This is a genomic window from Afipia sp. MLSD5-FHT05B12 (assembly GCF_058793355.1).
In genome coordinates this window covers 152,875-178,008 of sequence record NZ_JBXAFS010000007.1, presented here as the reverse complement: position 1 = coordinate 178,008, position 25,134 = coordinate 152,875, and the positions used below count along the sequence as shown (strand labels likewise).

The window sequence follows — 25,134 nt, the reverse complement described above, 5'->3', positions numbered from 1 at the left end:
CCTTCCCTCCTAGTGATTCGCGCCTGCCATGAGCATTTTATCAAGCGATCCGATTACTCAGCTCGCATTCTCGATGTTCGAGAGCAAGGGTGTCTATGCTTTGCTTCTCGGCTCTGGTCTCTCTCGTGCAGCCGGGATTCCAACTGGATGGGAAATCACTTTGGACCTAGTTCGACGAGTCGCGCTCGCGCAAGGCGTCAAGAATCAGTCCGATTGGGCGACGTGGTATCGCAAAACGTATGGTGCGGAACCCGATTATTCAGCGATTCTAGCAGGACTGGCGGCCTCGCCTGCCGAACGGCGATCCATCTTACATTCGTACATCGAGCCTGACGAAGACGATCGTGCAGAGGGTAAGAAACTTCCGACAGCCGCGCACCATGCAATCGCGGGCCTGGTTCGCGACGGGTATGTCCGAGTGATACTAACGACCAATTTCGATCGGCTATTAGAAAATGCACTGCGAGAAGTTGGCGTTGAGCCAACTGTCGTCACCTCCGTCGACAGCTTGTCAGGAGCCGAGCCGCTCACACATAGCCCGTGCTACGTGCTGAAGCTTCATGGTGACTACAAGGATGCACGCATCCTGAATACCGACGAAGAGTTAGGCGTGTATCCGCCGCAATACGATGCGCTGCTCGACCGCATTTTGGATGAGCACGGTCTTATAGTTTGCGGTTGGTCAGGCGAGTGGGATGACGCGCTACGGGCAGCATTGTTGCGCGCTCCTAACAGGCGTTACCCTACTTTCTGGAGCATACGGGGGAAAGTTGGGAGCGGCGCAGAGCCCATCATCAGTCAGCGTAAGGCTGTGACCATTCCGGTTGCCGACGCCGATAGCTTTTTTCTGAAGTTGGCCGAGCTGGTGAAAACACTCGCCGAGACTCGGAAGCAGAGTCCGCTGACGATTGATATCCTCGTCGGCTCTATCAAGCGGTACGTTGCGAGGCCGGAATTTCGCATTCGACTCGATGAAGTCATCACACAGGAAGTTAACAAGCTTTTCGACCGCCTCGACGCGAAGGAGCTCTCTCCGCAGGGTGTGTGGTCCGTTGAGGAATTCCGCCGACGCCTTAAACTCTATGAGGCCACTACCGAGCCGCTCGCGAAAGCCTTTGGTGTTCTCGGACGATGGGGGGATGACGCCGAGCTTGCACTCATTGCCGATACGATCCGCGGCGTCGTTGCCAGGGCGAACAAGGTGGGCAGCGGCCTGAATATATGGCTTGATCTAAGGACGTATCCGGCCGTTCTGCTCATGACTGCATATGGGCTCGGACTTGCGAGAGCAGAGCGTTGGAAGACCTTGCATGACCTGTTTTCTCTCTCGATGCCTAGGGACGAGCGGGACCCAAAACGTCTCGTGAATTCGCTCTTCCTGTGGGACTGGAGGGGGTCAGACGACAATCTCTGGAATAACGTTGAAGGTTTCACGACAGGCAACAACCGCCGAAAAACACCACTCAGCGACCATCTATTCGACGTATCCTTCGAGTGGGGCACGGCGTTTTTGGGCGTCCCCACAGACAATGCTCTGCTGTTCGATCGTTTTGAGGCGCTGGGGGCGTTGGTCCACCTTGAAGAGAACAGTGAAAGGGCACTGAAGGATCAACTGGAGAACGGCGACAGGAAGGCTAGGATGTCTGTCGGTCGCATCGGCTGGCGAAGCGAGGGGCGACGCTCAATAGAACACGAGCTGAAATCAACTCCTACCAGGCAACAACTGCTTAAAGCAGGGTTCGCATTGGGCAGTGAAGCATACCTCGATCTATTCTTGGAAAACCTATCACGGGTAGCACGATGGATGGAGTGGCGCTGACACTCCACCTGGCGATACCGGCCAGGGAGCAGCCGGACGATGTCTATACGCCTGAGAGAACTGTTTGCCTGTACGGAGCAAGGCGGCGCTTTCGTCGCCGAATCTGCCGATGGTCGACTCCTGCATATTGGCGAGGTGCCCTCCGGGCTCGCCTGCAACTGCGTCTGTCCCGGCTGCGGAAGGCGGATGGTTGCGAAAAAGGGAGATGTGCAGGCCCACCATTTTGCGCACAATGCTCAGCAAGATGGCCGGTCATGCGCGTCCGCCGGCGAGACGGCCCTGCATAAGTTTGCGAAACTCATTTTGGATGAGCGCCTGGAAATTACTTTGCCAGCGCAGGTCGTGGAGGAGCAGAAGGATCGCGAAGTTGTTGTCCGGGCGGCGAAGCGTACTTTCGATCGAGCGATCCTAGAAACCAAAGATGGGCAGATCGTTCCCGACGTCGTGCTGCTCTTACGCGATCGCAGGCTCATCGTAGAATTCAAGGTCACTCATCCGTGCGACTCAATAAAAATCGCCCGGATCCAAGCGATGGATGTCGGCGCAATCGAGATCGACCTCTCCCAGTACCGCGACCACAAGCTCAGCGAGATCGGAGACCGGATACTTTACGACGCGCCGCGAACATGGCTGCACAATCCGCGGGAACGTGAAGCGCGCGCACGCCTCGAAGTGAGAGCGCTACAGCGAGCAGAGGAGAGGCGGACGCAAATCGAAAATTACCGCGGCTCCTATCGCCATCGTTCACCGTCAGAATCCCCGGGAAGCGGGGCATGCGAATCTTCGGCCCGGAAAAACGGCCTCGCCGACCTCATCAATCTGCCGGTATATGGGGCTGGTTGCTTCACAGTGGCCGTTGCGGAATGGCAAGCGGCTATTCTGGAAGCATTGCTCGCTCCAACGAAAACGCCTTTCCGAACTCGAAATGGGCTCGCGGCACTCCGAAGCAGACGATGGCTCGACTCATCGTTTGCTGACATTTCGGACGAAATCGTATGTGGGGTGCGAGCGGCCGGGATTCCGTTCAACTCCCCCTTCCAGGCCGTCGAAGCATATCTAACGCAACTCGAGCGCCTTGGCTTCGTTCATTCGGATCCGACTGAGATTTGGCGGCCCTCACATACGCTACAGGCACGGATCGATAAGGCGCGCGAGCTCCGCGCGCGACCGGTCAAGCGTACGCGCGAGCTCCGTCAATTAGTTGAGGAGCTGATTGCCACTCTTCCAGCGGATGAGACCGCTGCTTTCGTATTTGAACAATGGTGGAGTTCAATGCTCCCGGAACGCGGCCATTCACCTCGTGATGCGATCGACTTCGATGAAACGAAGTGGCGATCGCTCACGAACGACCTGGATAATATCGCGACGCAAATCCGGTTCTCGCCGCGAGAACGCTTAGACCTTTTTGGGCTTCCCTACCACGGCGCCCTGGCGCGCGCACTTGAGCGCAAGCATGCAGAAGAAGCCGAACGTCAACGCGCCAATCAAGCGAAAATCGAGGCAGATAAAGCTGCCCGCGTCGCCGATCTGCAGCATCGCGCGCTTCGACAGATCGGGAGAGAAGCGGAACTCTGGCTCGTGACGACAAACTCTAACACTGGGGGACGCCCTCCCATCGAGGTCGCTTTGGATAGCGAAGCTGGTCACGAGGATGCGGTCCGCGCGCTCCATTACCGAGCAAGAGAGATTGAGGTTCAGCATCGAGCAAGCGAGCGGAAGGCAAAAGCCGTGGCGGAGCTCGCCGCGCTCGCCCAATCCCGGTATTACGACGACGAGCGAGCTAATTTATGGATGCGAGGCAGGAGGCGGGAATTAGGTGGTAAATCGCCGGAGGAGTTCACGGTTGATGATGCTACCCGGCAGCGGTGTAGTGAGCTGCTACCTACGAAACGTTCGCGTCGATAGGAACTCGGATGTTCTGTGTCAATACACCGCATAGAGACAATGAACCGGCCTTCTAAAAAGCACCACTTCGTACCACAGGCGCAGCTTCGAAATTTCTCTGCGGACGCGGAGCGCCGTTTTCTCTATGTGCTCGACAAACAAACGGATCGATCATTCCGAACTTCGATCCTCAACGCTGGCTCAGAGAACGACTTCAACACCATCAGTCTCGGCGCCAGCAAGTGGAACTTCGAAGATCTGTTCCAGGAAGTCGACACCCGGTCGGCTTTGCTTATTGCGGAGATCCTCTCGCGCAAATCGCTAGCCTGGCTATCCGAGGATGATCGGCTTGCTTTGGCCGACTTGTTCGCCACCCAGATGCTTCGCACGCATTTCAGTCGAACCACGCGGGCGCACCTCGCTGATCGTCTTCGGGAGATCACACGGCAGCTCGGCTACGATCCGGATCAGAATCCGACCATGGCGACGCCCCCCGATGCAGCACTGCGCCTCGGCGCAGTACGGACATTCCTTGATCGCAGCGAGCAGGTCGTCGCGCTTCTGCGCCTGTATCCCGCCTTATACCGAGCAAACGGGGACCATCGGTTCATAATCTCTGATCATCCCACCGCAGTGATGAATGCTTTTCCCTATGGGGAACTCGGACTTACTTCGCACGGCATACTAGTCGTCCTGCCGATCTCACCAGAGATTATGATTGCCTTGCACTGCCCGACAATTGTGAAGCGCTATGAGTTCGCTGAACAAGCGAGTCTCGAGGCAGATCAAAAGGAGCGAGTGTTCCGATACAGAGACGGCCTCAGGTCCGGCAATCCGATCGATATTGATGAAGATGCGGTCCTGTTCCTCAATCATCAGCAAACGGTTCATAGTGCGCGGTACCTCTACGCGGCCACCGACACATTCGATCGCGCGCGTGAAGCGTTGGAACAGCAACCTCACCTTCGGTCCGTCACGACACACCTTACGTTCGGCGAAATGGGACGGCCGTCTAAACGACATTCAGAGATGCAATCGGGAATACACCTCGTAGTACGCGGTCCTGCCGATCACGGGATCCTCACAATCGAGGAAATCGATCCTTCCGGAGAAGGGATCACCGCTCGGACCGGCCAGATCACATTGTTAGCCCAAATGGCATCGGATCAGGGCATGCTCCGTGTCGAACTCTACGTCGATGGACGCCCCATGCGCACCTTGGGCGCTGCCATGGTGGAGCCTCTTGGAAACACAGCCGATGGCTGGTTCCGCGTAGTTCACCGCGATGCCAGTTTGAGAGAGTTAGGCAAGCGTCTCGATCGCAACCGCTTGTAGCCTTCCATTTCCGGCGAGCAGGTCCCCGATATCAAACTTCGAGCAGTTGGCAGCACAGGCCTGTTCCACAGCATGCAGCGCAACCTCTCACGTCAAAAGCACTAGGTGACAATACAAGCGTCCGCGAGCCGCGCTTCCTCGTCCATCCGATTTGCACGCTACAGCACTCTGGACTTGGGGGCGGCATCAGGGGACCCTTTGTTTGGCATCGTAGACAATTTAGATCGATGCATGGCAATTGGGTTACGCGTAGATGGCGCCGAAACGGGTCAGCAGGAATCTCGTCAGCCACCACAACGGTAGGTCTTCTGGCGAGCCCGCACCGACAGCGTCGCGCCATGGATATGCGCATCTCACTCAGCGCGGTTTTGATCTTATCGGGGGATCATCGAAGCGCTTGCAGGGACTCATGGTTGAGAGTGATAACAACAAGCGGCGCCGGCTCGTCGAGTTCAAGGATGGTTGCCGCTATGGCAAATTTGGAAGAACTAAAGCTTATGAGCTGATCGCCCACGAGAGGATCAGGGCCTACAAGATGGGGGGCAAGACCATGATTGATCTCAACAGCATAGATGAATATCATGCTTCGCTGCCGAGGGTCGAAACGAGAGCAAGCTAGGCCGCCGATCTGCGCAGCCGCTAAGTCCTCACACTGCTGCCATGACCGAAAACACCGATAATGCTCCGTTCGACCCCGCGCTGGGGGCCATCGAACCGCACGCCGGAACGCTGACCGCACCGCCGGACGGGCAACAGCTTTACAAAATCATGACGATTGAGAACCTGCTCCGGTCGGTGAGCGGCGGATACCTCTATTTCAACCGGGTCGATAGCTACAAGGACTTCCGGAATGCCGACGGGCATGACGGTGAGCAGTTGCAACAAGATCGCGCCGCCAATGAGGCCGCCAAGTTCGAAAGGGCACCCGATTTCTCTGGGGCGGACTATTATGACCGCTGCCGAAACCGGACCTATGCGTGCTGCTTCTCGCTGGAGAACTCCGACTACATCTGGCACGAGTACGGGAACGGCAGCGCACATGGTAAAGTCGGCATCGCTTTCGATTTCGCGAAGCTGCGTGCCGTCATCAATGAGATCATGAGCGTCAGGAATGGACTGCTGTACCGGGGAAACGCCTGCAAGCAGATATTCTCCGTAAACTACGGAATCGTCGATTATTTGTCGTGGGAAGAGGTGCGGGAAAATATCGATCGGATGCCCAATCCGATCCGCTACACCTACGTCAAGGACAAGAGCTATGCTGATGAGCGCGAGTTGCGTATTTCGCTTTCGGCGATTGGCATGGGACATTTTGTCTTGGCCGATGGCACGAAAATGGAATTTGCCCCCGGACTCGAACTCGGCTTTGATTATCGAAAGGCCATGACAGATGGCACGATCACGGAGGTTTTTCCCGGCCCCGGCTGCGACCTCGATTTCCTCCGCGATGAACTCGGCAAGCTCGGCATCAAAGCGGTAGACGGCGCGGCCTAAAGGCTAGGCAGATAATCCAGCGGCACTTCGCCGCCGCTGTGCGTCCCAATCTATAGGTCTTGTTCGGGCGCCGGCTTCTTTAAACCGCGCGGCTCCAGTAATTCGGCGGGGGTTTCTTGCAGGCCACAGAATGCGCTTATCCGGTGATTACCGTCGAGGATGCTCAAGCCATCGGGAAGCCTTATCGCAACTAGCGGCTTTTCGAAGACGCCATTCTTCATCAGGTAATCGGCCCCCCTCTTGAATCGCCTCCCGGTCTCCTCATCAATGGTGCCGCTTGCTTTCTCCATCAATATCTGCGCCACAATGACCTTCGTACCCTGGCAGAGATTTGCAAAGCCACAGTCAGTCGTTTCGCGCTTCCAGCTAACCTCTCGCCACCATGAAAGGGGCCTGTATCCAAGGATGGCTGCCCATGCGTGATTGCCGAGCGGCTCCGGCGGCGGCCAACCCGTATCGCCAGCGCTGCGGTTTGCGAGGTAGAACAGCCACAGTTCAATGACTGCATCGGGCCAATGCGGAAGATAGCGCTTTATATCGGCTAGAGATACCTCCGGCGGTCGCCACTTCTTCTTCAGAATCTCGGCGAGTTCTATAGCTTCGAGCAGCGTTAAGCTCCACAATTCCTCGACGAGCTTCGGCACATCAGCCATGGCATGATCCTGCGGTCATGATTTCATTACCACTATCACGCAAACGCCAAACGGAGGCGCACGGCGGCTTTCTGCTTTCCGGTTGCCGACGTGCCCTCATCGTTAAGCAGGGTCGAGGCGATCGAGCGGAAGCCGCGGGCGTAGTGGTCGCTGCCGGCGCTTTCAGTGTTGGTCTGGCCAGGCGCAACCGACTCGCCCCGAAGTCGTTCAACACGAGGTACGTATCTCGCTCGGCATCGTGGGGCAAAGTGTAAAGACTACGCATGACAAGGCGCTCCCTTGACCTCGCGATATCAAGTTTGGGCGATCCTATCGGGATTCGAGTCGGAGCCGGGTTCGATTCCGGTCGTGGCGCTTGTGGAGACCAGAACGGCATGGGGCGCGCCTGCTGCCGGGGAGCCTGCTGGCTTATTTTTTGCCAGCGAGTACCGCGCGTCTCAGCTTGCTGGTATTTCTGCTGGTATCGGCAGCAATCCGTGACTAAAATCGCCATAAATTCGGATAGTTAAGGAAATAGGTGACTGCCGGCCAGGGGCACCAAGGCCTCTATCACTAGGCTTTTATCTAAAGTCCGGCCCATCGGCGAAATGATCTCCGGTGATGTTATGTTCCTTCTGACTGCGCGACCACAGACAATCGTCGATCTCAAAAGACGTCACGCTTGAAGACCAACTTCAGCGGCAATACCGGAATGACAGCGCATGCGACACCAGACCAGCCCGCAGCCGACCGCGACCTCTGACAAACCTGTGATCACCGAAACCGCCTTGCTCCAGGGCCTGTACAAGGTCGAGTTTGAAACGCCGCGGGGCAAAGCATTGGGCGTGATCCATGCGGAGAACGGAAAGCTTCGGGGCGGGAGCTCCGCGTTCGCCTACATCGGATTCTATACGCAGAACGGCCAATCGTTTGCCGGCAGCGTATCCAGCGTTCGGCATACGCCTGACCCCAATCTTCCGTCCGTGTTCGGATTTGACGAGGTCAGCGTCAACTTCAATGGAACGGTCAAAGGCGGCTTCGCGATCTGTGAAGGGACCGCGGCCGAGTTTCCAAGCCTGGCGTTCAAGGCCGTACTGACGCGGGTCGCCGACTAGCGCGGGGCGCGTGCCTGCCGGCTTTGCTCAGCGCGGCTCGACCACAAGGCACTGAATGGCCGTGCCGAAGTATCCCCGAGCATCGCCAAGACGCGAGACCGCGAGACCCGCGCCATCGGCGCCCAGTGTCATCTCCGAGTTCAGCAAGATCCAGTCGCCTACCGGCTGCCGCGCGAGCGTCACCGTCAGGTCGGCATTGATGAATATCCATTTCTTGAAATCGAGTACCGACCCCACGCCGTTGCTGCAATCGGCGGCAAGGGCCGCGCGCATTGCCTGCGATATCGCCGCCCCTTCAACGATCGGGCGATTGGGGCGAAACCAGATCGCGCCGGGCCCCAGCCTGAGGAAGCCACCCTTCACCGCGCGCATGGTGACGCCGGCCAGAAACTTATTCAGAGTCTGCGGCTCGTCCCGGCCATCCTCCGGGCCCGGTACATCGAGCGGCATATGCGCGACAGTGTCCGGCAAGCCGACCGGTTGCGTTCTGATCTTGAGAACAGTCGCGCGCACGACCTCGACGCCCCCGGCAAGAAGACGAACCTCGCAGAGCTGAATCTTGCGGCCTTCGCGAACCACCTCTGTCGCAATGGTCAATGGCGCCACCGGCACCGGACGCATCAGATCGATGGTCAGCCGTGCGACCTGCATTGGCTGCGGCGTCGGGATGCGCTCTGCCGCCCAAACGACGAGAGACGATGGCGCGCCGCCGTGCTGCATGCTGGGGTCCCACGGTCCCCCTGCATGCTCGCGCGTGAAGACGCGATCACCCTCGACGCGAAAGACGGCTTCCATCATTGGGGCCGGTCCGGACACGCAATGCCTGCGGTCTAGAGCGGCGCGTCGGCGGCGGCCTCGTATTCCTTCTTGAAGCGCGCCACCAGTTCGGCGACCGGAAGCACCTTGTCGACGCTTCCAATGCCCTGTCCGCTGCCCCAGATTTCCTTCCAGGCCTTTGGCTTGTTGCGTTCGCCGCTGGCGTCGGTGCCGAAGTTCATCTTCGACGGATCGGAGACCGGCAGGTTGTCCGGGTCCATGCCGGCAGCCACGATCGACGGCTTGAGATAATTGCCATGCACGCCGGTGAACAGGTTCGAATAGACAATGTCGTCGGCAGACGATGACGCGATCATCGACTTGTAGTTGTCGGGTGCGTTGGCCTCCTGCGTGGCAATGAAGGCCGAGCCGATATAGGCGAAGTCGGCGCCGAGCACGCGCGCGGCACGAATGGCGCGGCCATGTCCGATCGCGCCAGACAGTGCGATGGGACCGTCGAACCATTGCCGGGTCTCCGCCACGAAGGCGAACGGTGAGATCGCGCCGGCATGACCGCCCGCGCCCGCAGCCACCAGCACCAGGCCGTCCGCGCCCTTTTCGACAGCCTTGTGCGCAAACTTCTGATTGATGACATCGTGAAAGGTAATACCGCCCCAGGCATGAACCGCCTGATTGAGTTCCTCACGCGCGCCGAGCGACGTGATCACCATCGGGACCTTGTGCTTCTCGCAAACCGCGAGATCCTGATCGAGACGGTTGTTGGATTTGTGGACGATCTGGTTGACCGCGAACGGAGCCGAGAGGCGGTCGGGATGCGCCTTGTCATGCGCCGCGAGTTCTTCCTTGATCCGGTGCAGCCATTCATCCAGCAGAGCCGCAGGACGCGCGTTCAATGCCGGAAACGAGCCAACGACTCCCGCCTTGCACTGGGCGATGACGAGATCCGGTCCCGACACGATAAACAACGGTGAACCGATCACCGGAATCGAAAGGCGACCTTTGAATAAGGCAGGCATCGACATACAGAAATCCTCTTCCCCAGACTGAACCGGCACGCGCATTAACGCCACGGCAATTGTGCCACGGTCTTAGGGGCTACAGCCATTTCTTGAAAGAGGCTTGCGTTTACTGGCAAACGGCCCGGGTGACGAAATTTTCTGTCCGGCACGCGCCCTGGCCCGAAAAGTACGATTTTGCCGAGCATTTCTGGGTGGATTCGATATCGACGCTCCGGCCCTCGGCGTAGCCTTTTTCCTTGCAGAGCTGGTCTGCCCCGCGCTTGCAATCCGGCGCGCCATTGGCGGCGGGCGGGCAAAGGGCGCGCCCGCTGGCCATCGTCTGGCCCGATGGAGTCGCAATCCGTTTCAAACTGTCGGTTGCATCCCTGGCGCCGGAATTCAGCCCCTCCAGCGCCTGACCCGGACTGGGCAGCGTCGACCTCAGACCTGAGGCCGAGTCCTTCAGCAACTTGCCGATCTCCTCCACCAGTCCCGGATTGCCGGGTTCAGGAGGCGGTGCCGGCGCGGGGGCTTGCTGCGATGGCGCAACCTGAAGCTGGGGCTGCGCTTGCTGCGGCCACGCCGCTGTCGCTCCCAATACAGATGCGAGAGTGACGATCAGGACAATGCATCCCCGCACATCCACAAACAAATCGCTGGAGTGATTGGACATAACTCAAGCGTATCCCGCCGTTGCCGCGGGGAAAAGGCTTTATGTTCGACGTGTTCTTCACGCGAACCGCTGCCGGCTCCGCTTACGCTAGAACAGCCGGAACGCGACGATGAAACCGATCACCAGACCGCCGGCCAATATCGCGACCCATAGTCCGAGACGCTTCTCGATGACTTCGCGAATCCAGCTGCCATAGCGATTAAGCACGATCGCGACGATAAAGAAGCGGCCGCCGCGCGCGATGATCGAAAAGACAACGAACAGCAGCAAATTATAGTTAGCGAAACCGGATGTGATCGTGACCAGCTTGTACGGGATCGGCGTCAGGCCCTTCAACAGAATGATCCATGCGCCGTATTCGGCGTAAGACGCACGGAACGCCTCCACCTTGTCGCCGTAACCATAGAGATTGATCAGCCACTGTCCGACGGAATCATAGAGCAATGCGCCGATGGCGTAGCCGACAACGCCGCCTGCGACCGACGTCACCGTACAGACCAGCGCGTAGAGCCATGCCTTCTGCGGCCGCGCCAGCGACATCGGGATCAGCATGACGTCCGGCGGGATCGGAAAAAACGAACTTTCCGCAAAGGACACAGCCCCCATCAGCCAGAGTGCATAAGGCTTGTCGGCGGCGGCAATGCACCAGTCATACATTCGTTTCAGCATGGCGCGATGAACCACCGTCCAGCCGATTTGTCCATGTATGGAAATGTGTAATTTCGCGGCTAATTAGCGCCGTTTCTTGAGCCGTCCGCTCTGGAGCGCGACAATTGGCCGCCGGGCCACCTTTTCCGGGGCCGTCGCGGCGATTTTCGGCGCGGCCTTGGCCGCAGGGCGAGACTTGTCGGCAGCAACCTTTTGCGCCGGCTTGTCCGCGTAGAATTTGGGCAATTTCTCGGCGATGCCCTGGACGCGCTCGCGGCGGTCCATTTCGGCCCAAACGTCGTCCGGGCGGACACCTGCCGCCACCCAGAGGACGGACAGGTTGTAGAGCAAATCGGCACTTTCCCGGATCACCGCGTCCGGCTTGCCGTTGACCGCATCGATCACGACTTCGATGGCTTCCTCGGCGAGTTTCTTGGCCATTTTCGCCGGACCACGCTGAAACAAACGTGCGGTGCGCGACGTCGCCGGATCGAGATCCTTGGCCGCGATAATTGCGTGATAAAGCCGTTCTAGCGAATCACTCATGGGTCGAACCTAGATCAAAACCCTCGCCAGCGTGTTAACGTCCGCTTCAACTGGCTGAAAATGCTTCAAAAATGCGATCGCCGGGATTTTCTCCCGGCGAATGGCGGATGTCAGCAGCACTACTGATCCGACGCTCAGTAGTGCGGGACGGCATAATAGCCGCCGCCATACGGATAGCCGCCGTAATATGCCGGCCCGCCGTAGTAGTGGCCACCGTAATAGGGACCACCGCCGTAATAGTAGTTGTCGCGATAGTAGTCGCGGCGTCGCTGTTCGGCGATGATTGCGCCGACGGTACCCAGCGCCAGACCCATGAAAGCGGCCCCCGCGGCGTTGTTGCGATAGCCGCGGCGCACGACCCGGCGACGGGCGCGCGAACTCAAATCGGTGGCCTCGCTGGCGTTCGCCGGCTCGGCGGACGAGGTTTTGGCGGCCGATGAAGCCAGCGGATATGCCTGCGCGACCGGCGGAACAGCCATGGTCAAGACCAGCGCGGCAGCCGTCGCCAGAACCGCAGCTCGGCTGAAGGGTGAAGGCAAAGTCTTCCGAATAAGCATTTCAACGTCCTCACAGGCCATCCCTGGCCTGAATGACCAGTTGAGGATAACCCTATTGATTACATTGGGTTCCCCGACCTGAACACAAGCTGAAGGGCAAAGGGCAAAACTGCGGCAAACCGGCGCGGAAAAGGCCAAAAGGTGACGGACGCCGCCTTGTGTGCTTGTCATCATACCAACACAGCCGATGCTCAAAAGCCGCCTCACGCCTCCGAAGTCCAAGTGCTTCGTAAGATCAAGTGCTTTCGTAAGATCAAGTGCCGCGCATGCCCAAAAATCCGGATCGCATCCTCCGCAAGCTGCTCCTGCCGCTGATCGCGCTCCTGTGCGCGCCCTTCCTTGGCGCCACGCCAGGCGTGGCTGCGTCGGCCCTGCACTTTTCATTCGACCGGCCGATCGATGGCTCCGCAGCACCATTTATCCTCGCATCCGGCAAAGGCCTGTTTCGTGCGGAAGGTCTCACCGTGACCACCGACTCCGCGACCGGGTCGCTGGACGCCATTGCCCGCGTCGCATCCGGCAACAGCGATATGGCGCTGGCGGATATCAACGCGCTCATCCGCTATCGCGACAAGGAAGGCAGCCTTCCGATCAAGGCGGTGTTCGTCCTCTACAACAAGGCGCCTTACGCGATCATCGCACGAAAGAGCCGCGGCATCGCGACCATGTCGGACATCGAAGGCAAGACCCTCGGCGTTGTCGACGGGGACCTCGCGGCGCGGCTGTGGCCGACCATCGCGCGCAGGAACCATATCAAGCTCGACAAGATCAGGACGGAGAGGATCAGCGCCGCGGTGCGCGAACCGATGCTCTCCGCCGGGCAGGTCGATGCGGTGACCGGCTTCTCGTTTCTGTCCGCGATCAATCTGCGCGACCGCGGCGTTCCGGCGAACGATCTCGCGGTGCTTCGCTTCTCGGAATTCGGCGGCGAAGTTTACGGACACGCACTGGTCGTCAACCCGAAATTCGCCGCCGCCAATCCGGATGCGGTGAAGGCGTTCGTGCGCGCGACGATCGCCGGCGTTCGTCTTGCCATCAAGGACCCGGCGCGCGCGGCGGACGAGGTCATGACGCAAATGAGCGGCGGCTTTCGCGATCTTGAACTCGAGCGGCTGCGCGCCGTCATTCATGACAATATCGTCACCGACGAGGTCAGGCGGAACGGTCTTGGCGGCATCGACAGCAACCGCTTCGACATTGGCGTCGGCCAGATCGCCGACACCTACGAATTCCGCAGGCGTCCGTCGGCCAGCGACATTTTCGACGACGCGTTCCTGCCGCCCGTGAGTGCGCGGAAGATCAATTGAGGCGCGCAGCGCGGTTCGCGGATTTACTGTTTCTGAAGTTTCGTGATTGTCTTAGTTCCACCCGTTTCCGTGATGGAGTAAGTGACCTTATCACCAACATGCACGGCATCCAGCGACGAACGGTCCTGTGCTTTGAATTCCTCCGCAGTGCGGCCGGTATTCGCTCCGACGGTCCCGCTTTGCTCCCCTTGAATCGCGATCATGCCTTGTATCCGGTCAATTTTCGTAATCACACCTGTAAGCGCTTGTTGAGCCAAAGCCGTCGAACTGCTGATGACGATGAGAACTGCGATACCAGCCAGAACGATGTTCGCGATTTTCATGGCAGTCTCCGGGTTTTGGGGTATGCCCGATAAGCTGCGGTGGCCCGATTGGTTCCTCAAAGCGGGCGAGACAAAAGGTCCCGCTGCGAGCCATTGTGCATTTGCGACCGTGGAGATTTTCCACGACGCGTGACTGCCGTCTTTGAGCACACGCAAAATCAATCAAGCCGCAGAACCAGAGTGACTGCGGAGCCCTGCTGGCGTTGACCGGGCTGTTCGACCCTGCCATCATGAATGGCTTGAGCGTGCGCCACCTCCTGCAAAGGACGATCGATTGGCGAGGACGCAATGGGCGACAAACCGTTTCTGGGAATGGTTCTGCCTTTCATCCCGGCCGCCGGCTGGATTCGCGCCTACAAGGCAAAGGAATTTCCAAGAGACCTCGTCGCCGGCCTGTCGCTTGCAGCATTTGTCATTCCGGAATCGCTCGCATACGCATCGCTTGCACAATTGCCACCTGTCACCGGCCTTTACTGCTATCTCGTTGCAGGGATCGCCTACGCGGTGTTCGGGACCAGCCGCCAGCTTGCAGTCGGCCCTACATCGGCGCTGGCGATAACCGTCGCAACGAGTGTCGTCGTGATGGCCGGAGGCGATCCGTCACGGGCCCTCGCGCTCGCATCAGCCCTGGCTCTGATTGTCGGCGCGATCTGCATCGCCGGCCGGTTTATCGGTCTCGCCAACATCGCGTACTTCATCTCGGATGCGATCCTGATCGGCTTCAAAACAGGGGCCGCGCTCTACATCGCCTCGACGCAACTCCCCAAGCTGTTCGGTATCGAGGGCATCACCGGCAACGTGTTCGAGCGCTTCGGCCATGTCGTGATGTCGCTCCACGAGACCCACACCATTTCGCTTGCTGTCGGCCTTGCCGCAATCGCCCTGTTCGTGACGCTGGAGCGGATTTTTCCCGGCCGACCGACGACATTGTTTGTCGTCGTCCTGGCCATTGCCATGATGAGCATGTTCGGGCGGGCCGATACCGGCATTATGATCGTCGGCGACATCCCTGCCGGTCTGCCCGCAATCAGCGTGCCGACTATCCATCTATCCGATATTTCGGCGCTCGTGCCGATCGCACTGGCCTGCGTGCTGCTTGCCTATGGGGAGACGATTTCGGTCGCCCGCAGTTTTGCGCAAAAGCATGGCTACGACATCAGCCCCGAGCAGGAGCTTACGGCTCTCGGCGCAGCAAACCTCGCAACGGGATTCGCTCACGGGTTTCCTGTCGCAGGCGGGATGTCGCAGACCGCCGTCAACGATATGGGAGGAGCCTCGTCTCCGTTTTCCCTGCTGGTGACCTCGGGCGCCATCGCTCTCACGCTGATGTTTTTTACAAAGTTCTTTCACAACCTGCCCGAGCCGGTGCTGGCCGCCGTCGTACTGATGGCGGCATCGCACATGGTGCGATTTGACGACCTCCGCCAGTTGCGCTTTTCATCTCGCAGCGAGTTTCGCATTTCGCTGGTCGCACTGTTCGGCGTGCTGCTCTTCGGATTGCTCGACGGCCTGCTGCTGGCTGCGGCCGGGTCGCTGATCATGGTCATCGCGCACGCATCGCGCCCACCCGTCATCGTCCTCGGGCGCGATCCGGTCGCGGGGCATTTCGTGAGCCGGGCCAGATATCCGGAAGCCGCCGAAATACCGGGTGCGCTCGTGATACGCAGCGCGGGCGCGTGGTTCTACTTCAATGCGGACCATATCCGCCGCCAGACCTTCGAACTGCTGAATCAGGCAACCTCGGGAATCAAGACAGTTGTCATTGATTTTTCACTCGTGCCTGCCGTCGACGTCACTGCGGGGGGAGTACTGCGCGGACTGGCGCGATCGCTCAGGGAGCGCGGCATCGCGATCGAGCTTGCCGGACTGCGCGACGACGTTCGGGAAAATCTGACGGCGGTTGGGGCCGAACAGGATCTTGGCCCAATTCTCGCGCACCGCACGATTGAAGATTGCCTAACCCATCGGACTGAGTCGCCAACACTGATGAAGGGCCTAGGATAGAGAAACGTACTGCATGCAGGACACCGTCCTGCTCCTCAAATCAAAGGGAGCCAGTCATGTCACAGCCAAATATCCAGCAGCGCAGCTCGGATTCCGCACAAAAGCTCGGAGACGAGACCTTCATGTCGGCGAGTGAGCTGCGCAACTACATGGTGGAAACCGTGATGGCCAAGGCCTCGAAAGACTCCGGCTCGAATGCCGAGAAGGCGCGACAGGACCTGATTCGATCGTTGTCGCAGCCCGTTGCGGTCACGCCCGAAAAGATTGCCGAGGTAAAGCGTCGGGTGCTCGGCCAACTGCGAACCGCTGCGGCAAAGGGCGACAAGGAAGCTCTGGTCATGCGCTTTCCGAACGCGTTATGCACGGACAAAGGGCGCGCGCTCAACAACATGGAAAAGGATTGGCCGGACACACTGATTGGGAGACCCCTTCAGGCCTTCGAGTTCTGGCGCGACCACCTGCAGCCTCAGGGCTACGGTCTGAAGGCGATGATCCTGGATTGGCCGGAGGGCTTTCCGGGAGACGTCGGGCTTTTCCTGACCTGGGGCGACATGACGCACTGAAAGCCAGCGGGGGGACTGAAACATGAAGCAGGCCGCCAGGAAGAAACGCAACACCGGCGTCCCGGCGCTCAAGCGCAAGGACTACGAACAGAAGCTCCGCGAGCTGCACATTGAACTCGTCAAGCTTCAGGAATGGGTGAAGCGCGAGGGCAAAAAGATATGTGTGGTGTTCGAGGGGCGAGACGGCGCTGGCAAAGGGGGTGTCATCAAGGCCATTACCGAAAGAGTCAGCCCGCGCGTTTTCCGCGTCGTTGCCCTCGCCGCCCCGACGGAACGCGAGAAGTCGCAGATGTATGTTCAGCGATACATGCAGCACTTTCCCGCAGGGGGAGAAATCGTGATCTTCGACCGCAGCTGGTACAATCGCGCCGGGGTCGAACGAGTCATGGGCTTTTGTACGCCGGATCAGGTCAAGCGTTTCCTGAACGTGGTCCCTCTGGTCGAAAAGGCCATGGTCGAATCCGGAATTGTACTTCTCAAGTACTGGCTCGAGGTCAGCCCGGAGGAACAGACCAACCGGCTCACCGCACGTATCGACGACAGGCGAAAGATCTGGAAGCTGACCCAGATGGACCTGGATTCCTACACGCGATGGGACGACTACACGCGGGCGCGTGACGAGATGTTCAAGGCGACCAGCTCCGCGTGGGCGCCGTGGTTTATCGCCCGATCCGACAACAAGAGACAGGCGCGGCTCAATATCATAGCGCACCTGCTCTCGCGTATTCCCTACAAGAAAGTGCCACGAGGGAACGTTAAATTGCCGAGACGCAAGATCACGCGCGACAGGCCGCTGAGCGCCTCGCTGAAATTCGTTCCGGAAGCACGATGAAGGCAGGCGCACCCGTCGCGCCGGCGGTACAGGCTTTCGCCGAGGGCCGTTTCCAGCCTCGGCGAATTGTGCCGCCGTTTGGTGCGCCGCTTACTCCGCTGCTTCGGCCGGTTCAAGGGCGGGATAGTCGACGTAACCAGCGGCGCTTCCGCCATAGAAGGTCGCACGGTTGTAAGGATTGAGCGCGGCACCGAGTTGTAGACGGCGCGGCAAATCCGGATTGGCGATGAAGTGCCGCCCGAAGGCAACAGCGTCACCCTGACCGGCGCGGATCGCCGCATCGGCCGACGGACCAATGAAGCCGCCGGCGAGAATCAAGGTGCCGGGCCAGAACGGTCGCAGATCATTGATCGCAAGCGGCGCTCCGGCCTCGCCGGCATCGGTGTTGCGGGACTCGATCAGGTGAACGTATGCGATGTTGAGAGGAGCAAGCCGGGTCAGGACGTAGCTGTAGAGTCCGATCGGGTCCGCCTCGCCGGCATCGTTGACCGTGCCGAAGGGAGACAACCGAACGCCGACGCGATCGGCACCCCAGATCTCGACCAGTGCCGTCATCACGTCGATCAGCAAGCGGCTGCGATTCTCGAACGAGCCGCCATAAGCGTCCGTGCGCTGATTGGTCTTGCTGTGGAGGAACTGCTCGATCAGATAGCCATTCGCACCGTGCAGCTCGACCCCGTCGAAGCCCGCAGCCAGGGCGTTACGCGCGCCGTCACGATAGGCCTCGATGATCGCCGGAATTTCTCCGGTATCCAGAGCTCGTGGCGTCTCGAACGGCACCATCTCGAATGAAGGCGTGAACGCCTTGCCCGCTGGCGCGATCGCCGATGGCGCGACGGGCTGCACACCGTCCGGCTGGAAGCTCGGATGGGAGATGCGGCCGGTGTGCCAGAGTTGCAGAAAGATGACGCCGCCCTTGGCATGAACCGCATCGGTGATCTTCTTCCATCCCGCGATCTGTTCAGCGGAATGAACGCCAGGCGTTGCCGGATAGCCCTGTCCATAAGGCGTGACCTGTGAGGCCTCGGCAATAATCAATCCACCGGACGATGCGCGCTGTGAATAATACTTGATTGCGAGATCTGTCGGCACATTGCCGGGGACGTCTGAGCGCATGCGCGTAAGGGGCGCCATCACGACGCGGTGCGCGAGCGTATAGCGGCCGAGCTTGAGCGGGGCGAACAGATGCGCGGAACTCATGGGATTATCCTTCGGTTGAGAACGAGCTGAAACCGCATCGAATGCGCCCTCGTTCTGGTTTAATTTTGAAACCACGTAGACAAGATGCTGTAGATGGTTTAAGTTTGCAACCGATATTTTCAGCGATCCGCCTGGACGAGACCGCGGACGGGGAATGCATGAGTGAAGGGCAAACCGACTAACTTTGACATCGATGCCTGCGCCATTGCGCGATCACTCGGCGCGATCGGCGACTATTGGTCGCTTCTGATCATCCGCGACGCGCTGGCTGGAAAACGGCGCTTCGGCGAATTTCAAAAAAATCTTGGGTTGGCAAAAAACATTTTGTCCGCCCGGCTGCAAAAACTTGTCGAGCGCGGAATCCTCGCCACTGCCCCGGCTTCGGACGGCACGGCCTACAAGGAATATGTCCTCACTCCCAAAGGGAAGAAGCTTTACCTCGTCCTGGTTGCTCTCTGGCAGTGGGGCGAAGAATTCTGCTTCGCGCCTGGCGAACTCACCTACGACATGGTCGACAAGGACACGCATAAGCCGTTTCAGCCGCTCGAACTCAAGGCGCGAGATGGGCGCGTGCTCAGACCCAGGGATATGCGGCCGTGGCCGCGCCCGGTTTCAAAGGCGAGGCGCGGAGTTCGATCAAGCCGATAGATGCATGTCATGGGGCGCCACGCCATGTACAGGCGGGCGCTCCTGCCGCGGCCAAATACCCGTAAAATCAATTGAGTGCATGGTGGCTACTCGTTTGCCTCCCGCTCTGTATTCGCTGGCGATCCCCAGCTAGAATGCACGCCCTTTCGTTGAAGTCAGAGCTTAAGGCTGTCCCTTGATCCGTCTTTACATCCGCGTTCTTGAACTACTCGGCAAGGAGGCCCGCCTCGGCTGGTTCCTCGCCGTCGCCAATCTGTTGCTCGCCGTGGCGCAGTTCGCTGAACCGGTGCTGTTCGGCCGCATCATCGACGTGCTGTCCGGCAAGCCAAGTCCCGACACGCTGTTCGGCGCGGTCACCTCACCCTGGCCGCTGCTCGGCGCATGGGTCGCGTTCGGACTGTTCACGATCGTCTGTAGCGCGTTCGTCGCCTTGCAGGCGGATCGACTTGCACACCGGCAGCGGCAGGCAGTTCTCACCGGATATTTCGAACACATCATGCAGTTGCCGCTCACCTTCCACACCGGCACGCATTCCGGCCGTCTGATGAAAGTGATGCTGCAAGGCACCGACGCCTTGTGGCGGCTGTGGCTGAGTTTCTTCCGCGAGCATTTCGCGTCGATCGTCTCGCTGGTCGTGCTGCTGCCGCTGTCGCTGTACATCAACTGGCGGCTCGCGATCCTGCTGTTCATCCTGTGCGTCGTCTTCACCATCCTGACCACGCTTGTGGTGCGCAAGACCTACGGCCTGCAGATGGAGGTCGAGGAGCACTACGGCGATCTCGCGGCGCGCGCGTCGGACGCCCTCGGCAATGTGGCGCTGGTGCAGAGCTTCGTGCGCGTCGACGCCGAAGTGCAGGGCCTGCGCGGCGTCGCCGACAAGCTGCTATCGGCACAGTTACCCGTATTGTCATGGTGGGCGCTGGTGGCGGTGATGACCCGCGCCTCCACCACAATCACGATTCTGGCGATCTTCGTGGTCGGCATTGTGCTGAACAGTCAGGGACAGGCCAGCGTCGGCGAGATCGTGATGTTCGTGAGTTTCGCCACCATGCTGATCCAGAAACTCGAACAGGTCGTGAGCTTCATCAACAGCGTTTTCATGGAGGCGCCCCGGCTGCGCGAGTTCTTCGATGTGCTTGACGCGGTGCCTGCGGTGCGCGACCGACCCGACGCCATCGATCCAGGCCGCCTCACTGGCCTCGTGGAATTCAACGACGTCTCGTTCTCCTATGATGGCAAGCGCCCTGCCGTCGAGGACGTATCGTTCACCGCGCTGCCGGGACAGACTTTCGCGCTGGTCGGCGAGACCGGCGCCGGCAAGTCCACCGCGATTGCACTCTTGCATCGCGCGTTCGATCCGCAGTCGGGCTTCATCAAGGTCGACGGCATGGACATTCGCGGCATGACGCTCGCGGCGCTGCGCCGGAATATCGGCGTGGTGTTCCAGGAAGCGCTGCTGTTCAACCGCTCGATCGCCGAAAACCTGCGCGTCGGCAAGCCTGACGCGACCGACGAGGAGTTGCGCGCGGCTGCCGAGGGCGCGCAGGCGCTCGACTTCATCGAGCGCAGCGATATGAAATTCGAAACCAATGCCGGCGAGCGCGGCCGCATGCTGTCCGGCGGCGAACGTCAGCGCCTGTCGATTGCACGTGCGTTGCTGAAGAATCCGCCAATCCTGATCCTGGACGAGGCGACCAGCGCGCTCGATGCGGTCACCGAAGCCAAGGTCAACGCCGCTCTTGATACCGTGATGAAGGGCCGCACCACATTCGTGATCGCTCACCGGCTTTCAACCATCCGCAATGCGACCCGGATTCTGGTGTTCGACAAGGGCAAGGTGATCGAAAGCGGAACGTTCGATGAACTGGTGGCCAGCGGCGGTTATTTCGCCAGGCTCGCAAGAGCGCAGTTCATGGTTCAGGAGGGTGCCCATCCGGAACCGGCCAAGCGGCCGGCCGCCACGGCTTCCAGGACGTAAAGTTGTGATGCCATCGCTGGGCATAGCCGTCTGAAGGACGGCGTCGCTCCGCTCGCCCATGTCCCGGCGATCCCGATAAATTGAGTACAGTGCGCCGTCCGCCGGGATGGTCGGAACAAGTCCGGCCATGACAGAACAACGTGTGGGCATCGTCGAATTTTGGCCCATTTCATGCTTGATTGAGCTTCAAAACCCCTGTTCGGACGGGTGCGCTCCGGTATAAGTATTGTGCGCATCTGATTTGGCGATTTCGATTGCTCTCAACCCGCATGCAACACGCCGAGGAGACCATGGTTTCATTCGCCGCAGGCGTGCTCTCGAACATCGGAATCCGGTAGTGGCGCTGGTCCCTGCCCTGCTCCGGCTGCCGCCGCTGCGATCGTCTGCGCTCGTCGCGGCGATGCTGATGGCGATAATCGCACCACGCATCGCGCAGGCGGAAGCGCTGCTGGTCATCGAGGCCGACACCGGCAAGGTTCTTCAGGCGGAAAACGCGACATATCCCTGGTATCCGGCGTCCGTCACCAAAATCATGACGGCCTATGTCGCGCTCAAGGCGGTGAAGGACGGCCGCATGACGCTCGACACGCTGCTGACCGTGTCACCGACGGCGGCTGCGCAGTCACCCTCGAAAATGGGTTTCAAGCCCGGCACGCAGGTCACACTCGATAACGCGCTCAAGATGATGATGGTGAAGTCGGCAAACGACATCGCCGTCGTGATCGCCGAAGGTGTCGGCGGATCGATCGACGGTTTTTCCGCCGAAATGAACAAGACCGCGCAGCGGCTCGGCATGACGCAGACGAGCTACGTCAATCCGAACGGCCTGCCGGCGGAAGGACAGATCACCTCGGCCCGCGATCTCGGCATTCTGGCGCGCGCGATCATTCGCGATCTGCCCGAGTACGAGTATTTCATGCACATTCCAGCCATCAAGTTCGGCCGCCGCGTGACCGCCAACTTCAACAAGCTGATCGGCCGTTATCCCGGCGCTGACGGCATGAAGACCGGCTTCATCTGCGCCTCGGGCTTTAACCTTGTCGCGACCGCGACACGCAACAACAAGCGGCTGATCGCCGTCGTGCTTGGCGCGCAGTCATCCGCGCAGCGGGCTGCCAAGGCGGCGCAACTGCTCGAACGCGGCTTCGGCGGCAACAAGCTCTCCTGGCTCAAACCGTCGCTCGGCACCGTCGATGCGCTGGCGCCGATCGACGCCTCGCCGCCGAACCTGCGCGATGAGATGTGCGGACCGAAACGCAAGCGGCCTGCCGCCGAGAACGAGGAAGACGATCCGGATATCGTGGCGGACAACAACAGCAACGACTCCGGTGTGTCGATGTTCACGGCTGGTCTTCAGGCGCCGACCATGAAGGTGTCGGACCTGCTCGCGATGCCGGCTGCCGCGACAACGCCGGTCATCGTCTATACCGGCCCGGCCCGCACCGGCGCGGCCATTCTCGAAGCCGATGCCGCTGAAGCCGCCAACCAGGCAGCATCCGTGGCGAAACGGAAGAAGGGCGCCAAGGCTGCGAAGCTCGCCGCCAAACCCGAGGCCGAGGCCGCCAAACCGGACAAGAAAAACGCAAAACCCGCAGCGAAACCGGCGGCAGCGGCAAAGCCGAAAGCTGCCGCGGTGGCTCCCGCCGCCAAACCGGCTGGCGCGCCGAAAGCTGACAAGAAGCCGGATGCCGCAGCCAAACCAGCGGCTGCGAAACCTGCTGCGGCCAAACCAGCGATAGCGAAGCCAGCCGCCGCCAGTTCAGCAGCCAAACCTGCCGCTCCCGCCGCCAAACCGGCGACCAAGCCTGCCGCCCAGCAAAAGCCCGACGCCCCACCCCGGGGCTAACTCACCATCCGGCTGTGATTGTGCTTTGCGAAATCCGCATGCGTGAGCGGCCAGAGGTTTGCGTATAAAGCCTCTAAAGTGCGTCGTTACCACGCACAGGCTTGCTATGGCCTGCCGCTTCGCTCAATACTTATTTCAATACTTGAGAACATAGCCCGAGCACCCCGCCACAAGACGGGGGCCGTCAGGAAACAAGCCGAGGGGAGTGATCATGGAACGTATCTGGCTCAAGCAATATCCGGCAGGCGTGCCCGCCGACATCGACGTCAATCAGTATCCGTCGCTGGTGGAGCTGCTGGAAGAGAGCTTCAAGAAATTTGCCGACCGCAAGTCCTTCATCTGCATGGACAAGTCGATCACCTATCGCGACCTCGACGAAATGTCGGCGGCACTGGGCGCCTATCTGCAAAGCAAGGGCCTGCAGAAGGGCGCGCGCGTCGCCATTATGATGCCGAACGTGCTGCAAAACCCGGTCGCCTCCGCCGCCATTCTGCGAGCCGGCTACACCGTGGTGAACGTCAATCCGCTCTATACGCCGCGCGAGCTCGAGCATCAGCTCAACGATTCCGGCGCCGAGGCCATCATTCTCCTGGAGAACTTCGCCAGCACACTGGAGAAGGTCATCGCCAAAACCCGCATCAAGCACGTCATCATGGGCACGATGGGCGACCTGCTCGGTTTCAAGGGCGTGATCGTCAATTTCGTCGTGCGCAAGGTCAAGAAGATGGTGCCGGCGTTCTCGATTCCGAACGCGGTGGCGTTCAATGACGCCCTCGCAGCCGGACGCAAGCTGAAGCTGAACAAGCCGAAGCTGACCGGCGACGACGTCGCCTTCCTGCAATATACCGGCGGCACCACCGGCGTCTCAAAGGGCGCAACGCTGCTCCATCGCAATATTCTTGCCAACGTGCTGCAGAACGACGCTTGGCTGCAGCCCGCGCTGGGCAAGCTGCCGTCGGACCAGCAGTTCTTCAACGTCTGCGCCCTGCCGCTTTATCACATCTTCGCGCTGACGGCCTGCTTCCTGCTCTCGGTGCGCGCCGGCGGCGTCAACTTGTTGATCCCCAACCCGCGCGACATTTCGGGGTTCGTGAAAGAGCTGCAGAAGTACAAGATGCACAGTCTGCCGGCGGTGAACACGCTCTACAACGGGCTGCTCAATGATCCGGATTTCGCGAAGATTGATTTTTCTCGTCTGCTGATCTGCGTCGGGGGCGGCATGGCCACGCAGCGGCCGGTGGCCGAAAAATGGCAGGCAATCACCAAACGTCCGCTGTCCGAAGGCTATGGCCTGTCTGAAACGTCGCCGTCGCTCACGGTCACGCGCGCGGACGCAACAGAATACAGCGGCACGATCGGGCTTCCCCTGCCATCGACTATCATCTCGATCCGCGATGATAACGGCAATGAAGTGCCGCTCGGAGAAGCCGGCGAGATCTGCGCCAAGGGTCCGCAGGTGATGGCGGGCTACTGGAACCGGCCGGAGGAAACCGCGAAGGTGATGACCGCCGATGGCTTCTTCCGCACCGGCGACATCGGCATCATGTCGCCCGACGGCTACACCAAGATCGTCGACCGCAAGAAGGACATGATCCTGGTCTCCGGCTTCAACGTCTATCCGAACGAGGTCGAGGAAGTGATCGCGAGTCATCCCGGCGTGCTGGAATGCGCTGTGATCGGCGTGCCTGATGCGAAATCCACCGAGGCGGTGAAGGCCTTCGTGGTGAGGAAGGACCCCAGCCTTACCGCACAGGACATCATCAAGTTCGCAGCGACCGAACTCACCGGCTACAAGGTGCCCAAGCATATCGAGTTCAGGACCGAACTACCGAAGACCAATGTCGGCAAGATCCTGCGCCGCGAACTGCGTGACGAGAAGCCGAAGGCCGCCGCGGCGGCGGCAAGCTGAGGTCAACTGTCGTAACAAAACTCTCATGGTCGTCCCCGCGAAAGCG

General features: G+C 59.9%; 23 protein-coding genes. 14 read left to right on the top strand and 9 right to left on the bottom strand.

Going from position 1 to position 25,134, the window contains the following annotated elements; all coding sequences use genetic code 11:
• Window positions 1-28: 28 nt before the first annotated feature.
• From AC1Q6J_RS12285 to AC1Q6J_RS12265, 5 genes are all read left to right on the top strand, one after another.
• Window positions 29-1,819 carry an SIR2 family protein gene (locus AC1Q6J_RS12285; RefSeq protein ID WP_006022656.1) on the top strand — a complete coding sequence of 597 codons (1,791 nt, stop codon included), beginning with the start codon at window positions 29-31 and terminating at the stop codon, window positions 1,817-1,819.
• Between the two features lie 39 nt (window positions 1,820-1,858).
• Window positions 1,859-3,724 (top strand): competence protein CoiA family protein, encoded by a 1,866-nt coding sequence (locus tag AC1Q6J_RS12280; protein WP_006022657.1) that lies wholly within the window; start codon window positions 1,859-1,861, stop codon window positions 3,722-3,724.
• Window positions 3,725-3,763: 39 nt separating this feature from the next.
• The gene (locus AC1Q6J_RS12275) at window positions 3,764-5,038 is read left to right on the top strand and encodes a DUF4238 domain-containing protein (protein ID WP_006022658.1); all 1,275 of its coding nucleotides are present in this window, start codon (window positions 3,764-3,766) and stop codon (window positions 5,036-5,038) included.
• Between the two features lie 253 nt (window positions 5,039-5,291).
• A complete protein-coding gene (locus AC1Q6J_RS12270) occupies window positions 5,292-5,657 on the top strand; it encodes a hypothetical protein (protein WP_237863170.1) in 366 nt (121 codons plus the stop codon).
• Window positions 5,658-5,698: 41 nt separating this feature from the next.
• Window positions 5,699-6,532 (top strand): DUF2971 domain-containing protein, encoded by an 834-nt coding sequence (locus tag AC1Q6J_RS12265; RefSeq protein WP_006022660.1) that lies wholly within the window; start codon window positions 5,699-5,701, stop codon window positions 6,530-6,532.
• Between the two features lie 50 nt (window positions 6,533-6,582).
• On the opposite strand, the gene AC1Q6J_RS12260 is transcribed toward AC1Q6J_RS12265, so the two are convergent.
• The gene (locus tag AC1Q6J_RS12260; protein WP_006022661.1) at window positions 6,583-7,185 is read right to left on the bottom strand and encodes a hypothetical protein; all 603 of its coding nucleotides are present in this window, start codon (window positions 7,183-7,185) and stop codon (window positions 6,583-6,585) included.
• A 701-nt stretch (window positions 7,186-7,886) separates the two neighbouring features.
• Here AC1Q6J_RS12260 and AC1Q6J_RS12255 point away from each other — a divergent pair.
• Complete coding sequence (locus AC1Q6J_RS12255; protein ID WP_492279591.1) at window positions 7,887-8,279, top strand: GrlR family regulatory protein; 393 nt, start codon at window positions 7,887-7,889, stop codon at window positions 8,277-8,279.
• A 27-nt stretch (window positions 8,280-8,306) separates the two neighbouring features.
• Here AC1Q6J_RS12255 and AC1Q6J_RS12250 read toward each other — a convergent pair whose 3' ends face one another.
• From AC1Q6J_RS12250 to AC1Q6J_RS12225, 6 genes are all read right to left on the bottom strand, one after another.
• Window positions 8,307-9,074, bottom strand: coding sequence for a thioesterase family protein (locus AC1Q6J_RS12250; RefSeq protein WP_492279604.1), 768 nt, complete (start codon window positions 9,072-9,074; stop codon window positions 8,307-8,309).
• A 35-nt stretch (window positions 9,075-9,109) separates the two neighbouring features.
• Window positions 9,110-10,078, bottom strand: coding sequence for an NAD(P)H-dependent flavin oxidoreductase (locus AC1Q6J_RS12245; protein ID WP_492279590.1), 969 nt, complete (start codon window positions 10,076-10,078; stop codon window positions 9,110-9,112).
• Window positions 10,079-10,181: 103 nt separating this feature from the next.
• Window positions 10,182-10,727: a hypothetical protein gene (locus tag AC1Q6J_RS12240; protein ID WP_492279589.1), complete on the bottom strand. Its 546-nt coding sequence runs from the start codon at window positions 10,725-10,727 to the stop codon at window positions 10,182-10,184.
• An 87-nt stretch (window positions 10,728-10,814) separates the two neighbouring features.
• Window positions 10,815-11,396 (bottom strand): YqaA family protein, encoded by a 582-nt coding sequence (locus AC1Q6J_RS12235; RefSeq protein WP_492279588.1) that lies wholly within the window; start codon window positions 11,394-11,396, stop codon window positions 10,815-10,817.
• A 63-nt stretch (window positions 11,397-11,459) separates the two neighbouring features.
• Window positions 11,460-11,921 (bottom strand): phosphoribosyl-ATP diphosphatase, encoded by a 462-nt coding sequence (hisE, locus tag AC1Q6J_RS12230; protein ID WP_492279587.1) that lies wholly within the window; start codon window positions 11,919-11,921, stop codon window positions 11,460-11,462.
• Window positions 11,922-12,055: 134 nt separating this feature from the next.
• Window positions 12,056-12,478 (bottom strand): hypothetical protein, encoded by a 423-nt coding sequence (locus AC1Q6J_RS12225; protein WP_492279586.1) that lies wholly within the window; start codon window positions 12,476-12,478, stop codon window positions 12,056-12,058.
• Between the two features lie 266 nt (window positions 12,479-12,744).
• Here AC1Q6J_RS12225 and AC1Q6J_RS12220 point away from each other — a divergent pair, with 266 nt between their 5' ends.
• Window positions 12,745-13,785, top strand: coding sequence for an ABC transporter substrate-binding protein (locus AC1Q6J_RS12220; protein ID WP_492279585.1), 1,041 nt, complete (start codon window positions 12,745-12,747; stop codon window positions 13,783-13,785).
• Between the two features lie 23 nt (window positions 13,786-13,808).
• Here AC1Q6J_RS12220 and AC1Q6J_RS12215 read toward each other — a convergent pair whose 3' ends face one another.
• Window positions 13,809-14,108 carry a copper-binding protein gene (locus AC1Q6J_RS12215; protein WP_492279584.1) on the bottom strand — a complete coding sequence of 100 codons (300 nt, stop codon included), beginning with the start codon at window positions 14,106-14,108 and terminating at the stop codon, window positions 13,809-13,811.
• A 288-nt stretch (window positions 14,109-14,396) separates the two neighbouring features.
• Between AC1Q6J_RS12215 and AC1Q6J_RS12210 the strand changes: the two genes are divergently transcribed.
• The 3 genes from AC1Q6J_RS12210 (at window position 14,397) to ppk2 (ending at window position 17,507) form a co-directional block, all read left to right on the top strand.
• Complete coding sequence (locus AC1Q6J_RS12210; protein WP_492279583.1) at window positions 14,397-16,112, top strand: SulP family inorganic anion transporter; 1,716 nt, start codon at window positions 14,397-14,399, stop codon at window positions 16,110-16,112.
• A 122-nt stretch (window positions 16,113-16,234) separates the two neighbouring features.
• The gene (locus AC1Q6J_RS12205) at window positions 16,235-16,675 is read left to right on the top strand and encodes a hypothetical protein (RefSeq protein WP_492279582.1); all 441 of its coding nucleotides are present in this window, start codon (window positions 16,235-16,237) and stop codon (window positions 16,673-16,675) included.
• Window positions 16,676-16,697: 22 nt separating this feature from the next.
• Complete coding sequence (ppk2, locus tag AC1Q6J_RS12200; RefSeq protein ID WP_492279581.1) at window positions 16,698-17,507, top strand: polyphosphate kinase 2; 810 nt, start codon at window positions 16,698-16,700, stop codon at window positions 17,505-17,507.
• A gap of 90 nt (window positions 17,508-17,597) precedes the next feature.
• On the opposite strand, the gene AC1Q6J_RS12195 is transcribed toward ppk2, so the two are convergent.
• Window positions 17,598-18,707: an alkene reductase gene (locus AC1Q6J_RS12195; protein ID WP_492279580.1), complete on the bottom strand. Its 1,110-nt coding sequence runs from the start codon at window positions 18,705-18,707 to the stop codon at window positions 17,598-17,600.
• A gap of 162 nt (window positions 18,708-18,869) precedes the next feature.
• Between AC1Q6J_RS12195 and AC1Q6J_RS12190 the strand changes: the two genes are divergently transcribed.
• The 4 genes from AC1Q6J_RS12190 (at window position 18,870) to AC1Q6J_RS12175 (ending at window position 25,088) form a co-directional block, all read left to right on the top strand.
• Window positions 18,870-19,355, top strand: a complete 486-nt coding sequence (locus tag AC1Q6J_RS12190) for a winged helix-turn-helix transcriptional regulator (protein WP_492279579.1) — start codon at window positions 18,870-18,872, stop codon at window positions 19,353-19,355.
• A gap of 175 nt (window positions 19,356-19,530) precedes the next feature.
• Window positions 19,531-21,333, top strand: a complete 1,803-nt coding sequence (locus AC1Q6J_RS12185) for a glucan ABC transporter ATP-binding protein/ permease (RefSeq protein WP_492279578.1) — start codon at window positions 19,531-19,533, stop codon at window positions 21,331-21,333.
• 400 nt (window positions 21,334-21,733) lie between these two features.
• Complete coding sequence (locus AC1Q6J_RS12180; protein ID WP_492279603.1) at window positions 21,734-23,179, top strand: D-alanyl-D-alanine carboxypeptidase family protein; 1,446 nt, start codon at window positions 21,734-21,736, stop codon at window positions 23,177-23,179.
• A gap of 211 nt (window positions 23,180-23,390) precedes the next feature.
• Complete coding sequence (locus AC1Q6J_RS12175) at window positions 23,391-25,088, top strand: long-chain fatty acid--CoA ligase (protein WP_492279577.1); 1,698 nt, start codon at window positions 23,391-23,393, stop codon at window positions 25,086-25,088.
• Window positions 25,089-25,134 lie beyond the last annotated feature (46 nt).

Coding starts and splice junctions, on each gene's coding strand:
- AC1Q6J_RS12250 (WP_492279604.1), bottom strand. CDS start 9,074: ATGGAAGCCGTCTTTCGCGTCGAGGGTGATCGCGTCTTCACGCGCGAG.
- AC1Q6J_RS12210 (WP_492279583.1), top strand. CDS start 14,397: ATGGGCGACAAACCGTTTCTGGGAATGGTTCTGCCTTTCATCCCGGCC.
- AC1Q6J_RS12270 (WP_237863170.1), top strand. CDS start 5,292: ATGGCGCCGAAACGGGTCAGCAGGAATCTCGTCAGCCACCACAACGGT.
- AC1Q6J_RS12255 (WP_492279591.1), top strand. CDS start 7,887: ATGCGACACCAGACCAGCCCGCAGCCGACCGCGACCTCTGACAAACCT.
- AC1Q6J_RS12240 (WP_492279589.1), bottom strand. CDS start 10,727: ATGTCCAATCACTCCAGCGATTTGTTTGTGGATGTGCGGGGATGCATT.
- hisE (WP_492279587.1), bottom strand. CDS start 11,921: ATGAGTGATTCGCTAGAACGGCTTTATCACGCAATTATCGCGGCCAAG.
- AC1Q6J_RS12195 (WP_492279580.1), bottom strand. CDS start 18,707: ATGAGTTCCGCGCATCTGTTCGCCCCGCTCAAGCTCGGCCGCTATACG.
- AC1Q6J_RS12245 (WP_492279590.1), bottom strand. CDS start 10,078: ATGTCGATGCCTGCCTTATTCAAAGGTCGCCTTTCGATTCCGGTGATC.
- AC1Q6J_RS12265 (WP_006022660.1), top strand. CDS start 5,699: ATGACCGAAAACACCGATAATGCTCCGTTCGACCCCGCGCTGGGGGCC.
- AC1Q6J_RS12280 (WP_006022657.1), top strand. CDS start 1,859: ATGTCTATACGCCTGAGAGAACTGTTTGCCTGTACGGAGCAAGGCGGC.
- ppk2 (WP_492279581.1), top strand. CDS start 16,698: ATGAAGCAGGCCGCCAGGAAGAAACGCAACACCGGCGTCCCGGCGCTC.
- AC1Q6J_RS12285 (WP_006022656.1), top strand. CDS start 29: ATGAGCATTTTATCAAGCGATCCGATTACTCAGCTCGCATTCTCGATG.
- AC1Q6J_RS12175 (WP_492279577.1), top strand. CDS start 23,391: ATGGAACGTATCTGGCTCAAGCAATATCCGGCAGGCGTGCCCGCCGAC.
- AC1Q6J_RS12205 (WP_492279582.1), top strand. CDS start 16,235: ATGTCGGCGAGTGAGCTGCGCAACTACATGGTGGAAACCGTGATGGCC.
- AC1Q6J_RS12180 (WP_492279603.1), top strand. CDS start 21,734: ATGCTGATGGCGATAATCGCACCACGCATCGCGCAGGCGGAAGCGCTG.
- AC1Q6J_RS12275 (WP_006022658.1), top strand. CDS start 3,764: ATGAACCGGCCTTCTAAAAAGCACCACTTCGTACCACAGGCGCAGCTT.
- AC1Q6J_RS12260 (WP_006022661.1), bottom strand. CDS start 7,185: ATGGCTGATGTGCCGAAGCTCGTCGAGGAATTGTGGAGCTTAACGCTG.
- AC1Q6J_RS12220 (WP_492279585.1), top strand. CDS start 12,745: ATGCCCAAAAATCCGGATCGCATCCTCCGCAAGCTGCTCCTGCCGCTG.
- AC1Q6J_RS12235 (WP_492279588.1), bottom strand. CDS start 11,396: ATGCTGAAACGAATGTATGACTGGTGCATTGCCGCCGCCGACAAGCCT.
- AC1Q6J_RS12225 (WP_492279586.1), bottom strand. CDS start 12,478: ATGCTTATTCGGAAGACTTTGCCTTCACCCTTCAGCCGAGCTGCGGTT.
- AC1Q6J_RS12215 (WP_492279584.1), bottom strand. CDS start 14,108: ATGAAAATCGCGAACATCGTTCTGGCTGGTATCGCAGTTCTCATCGTC.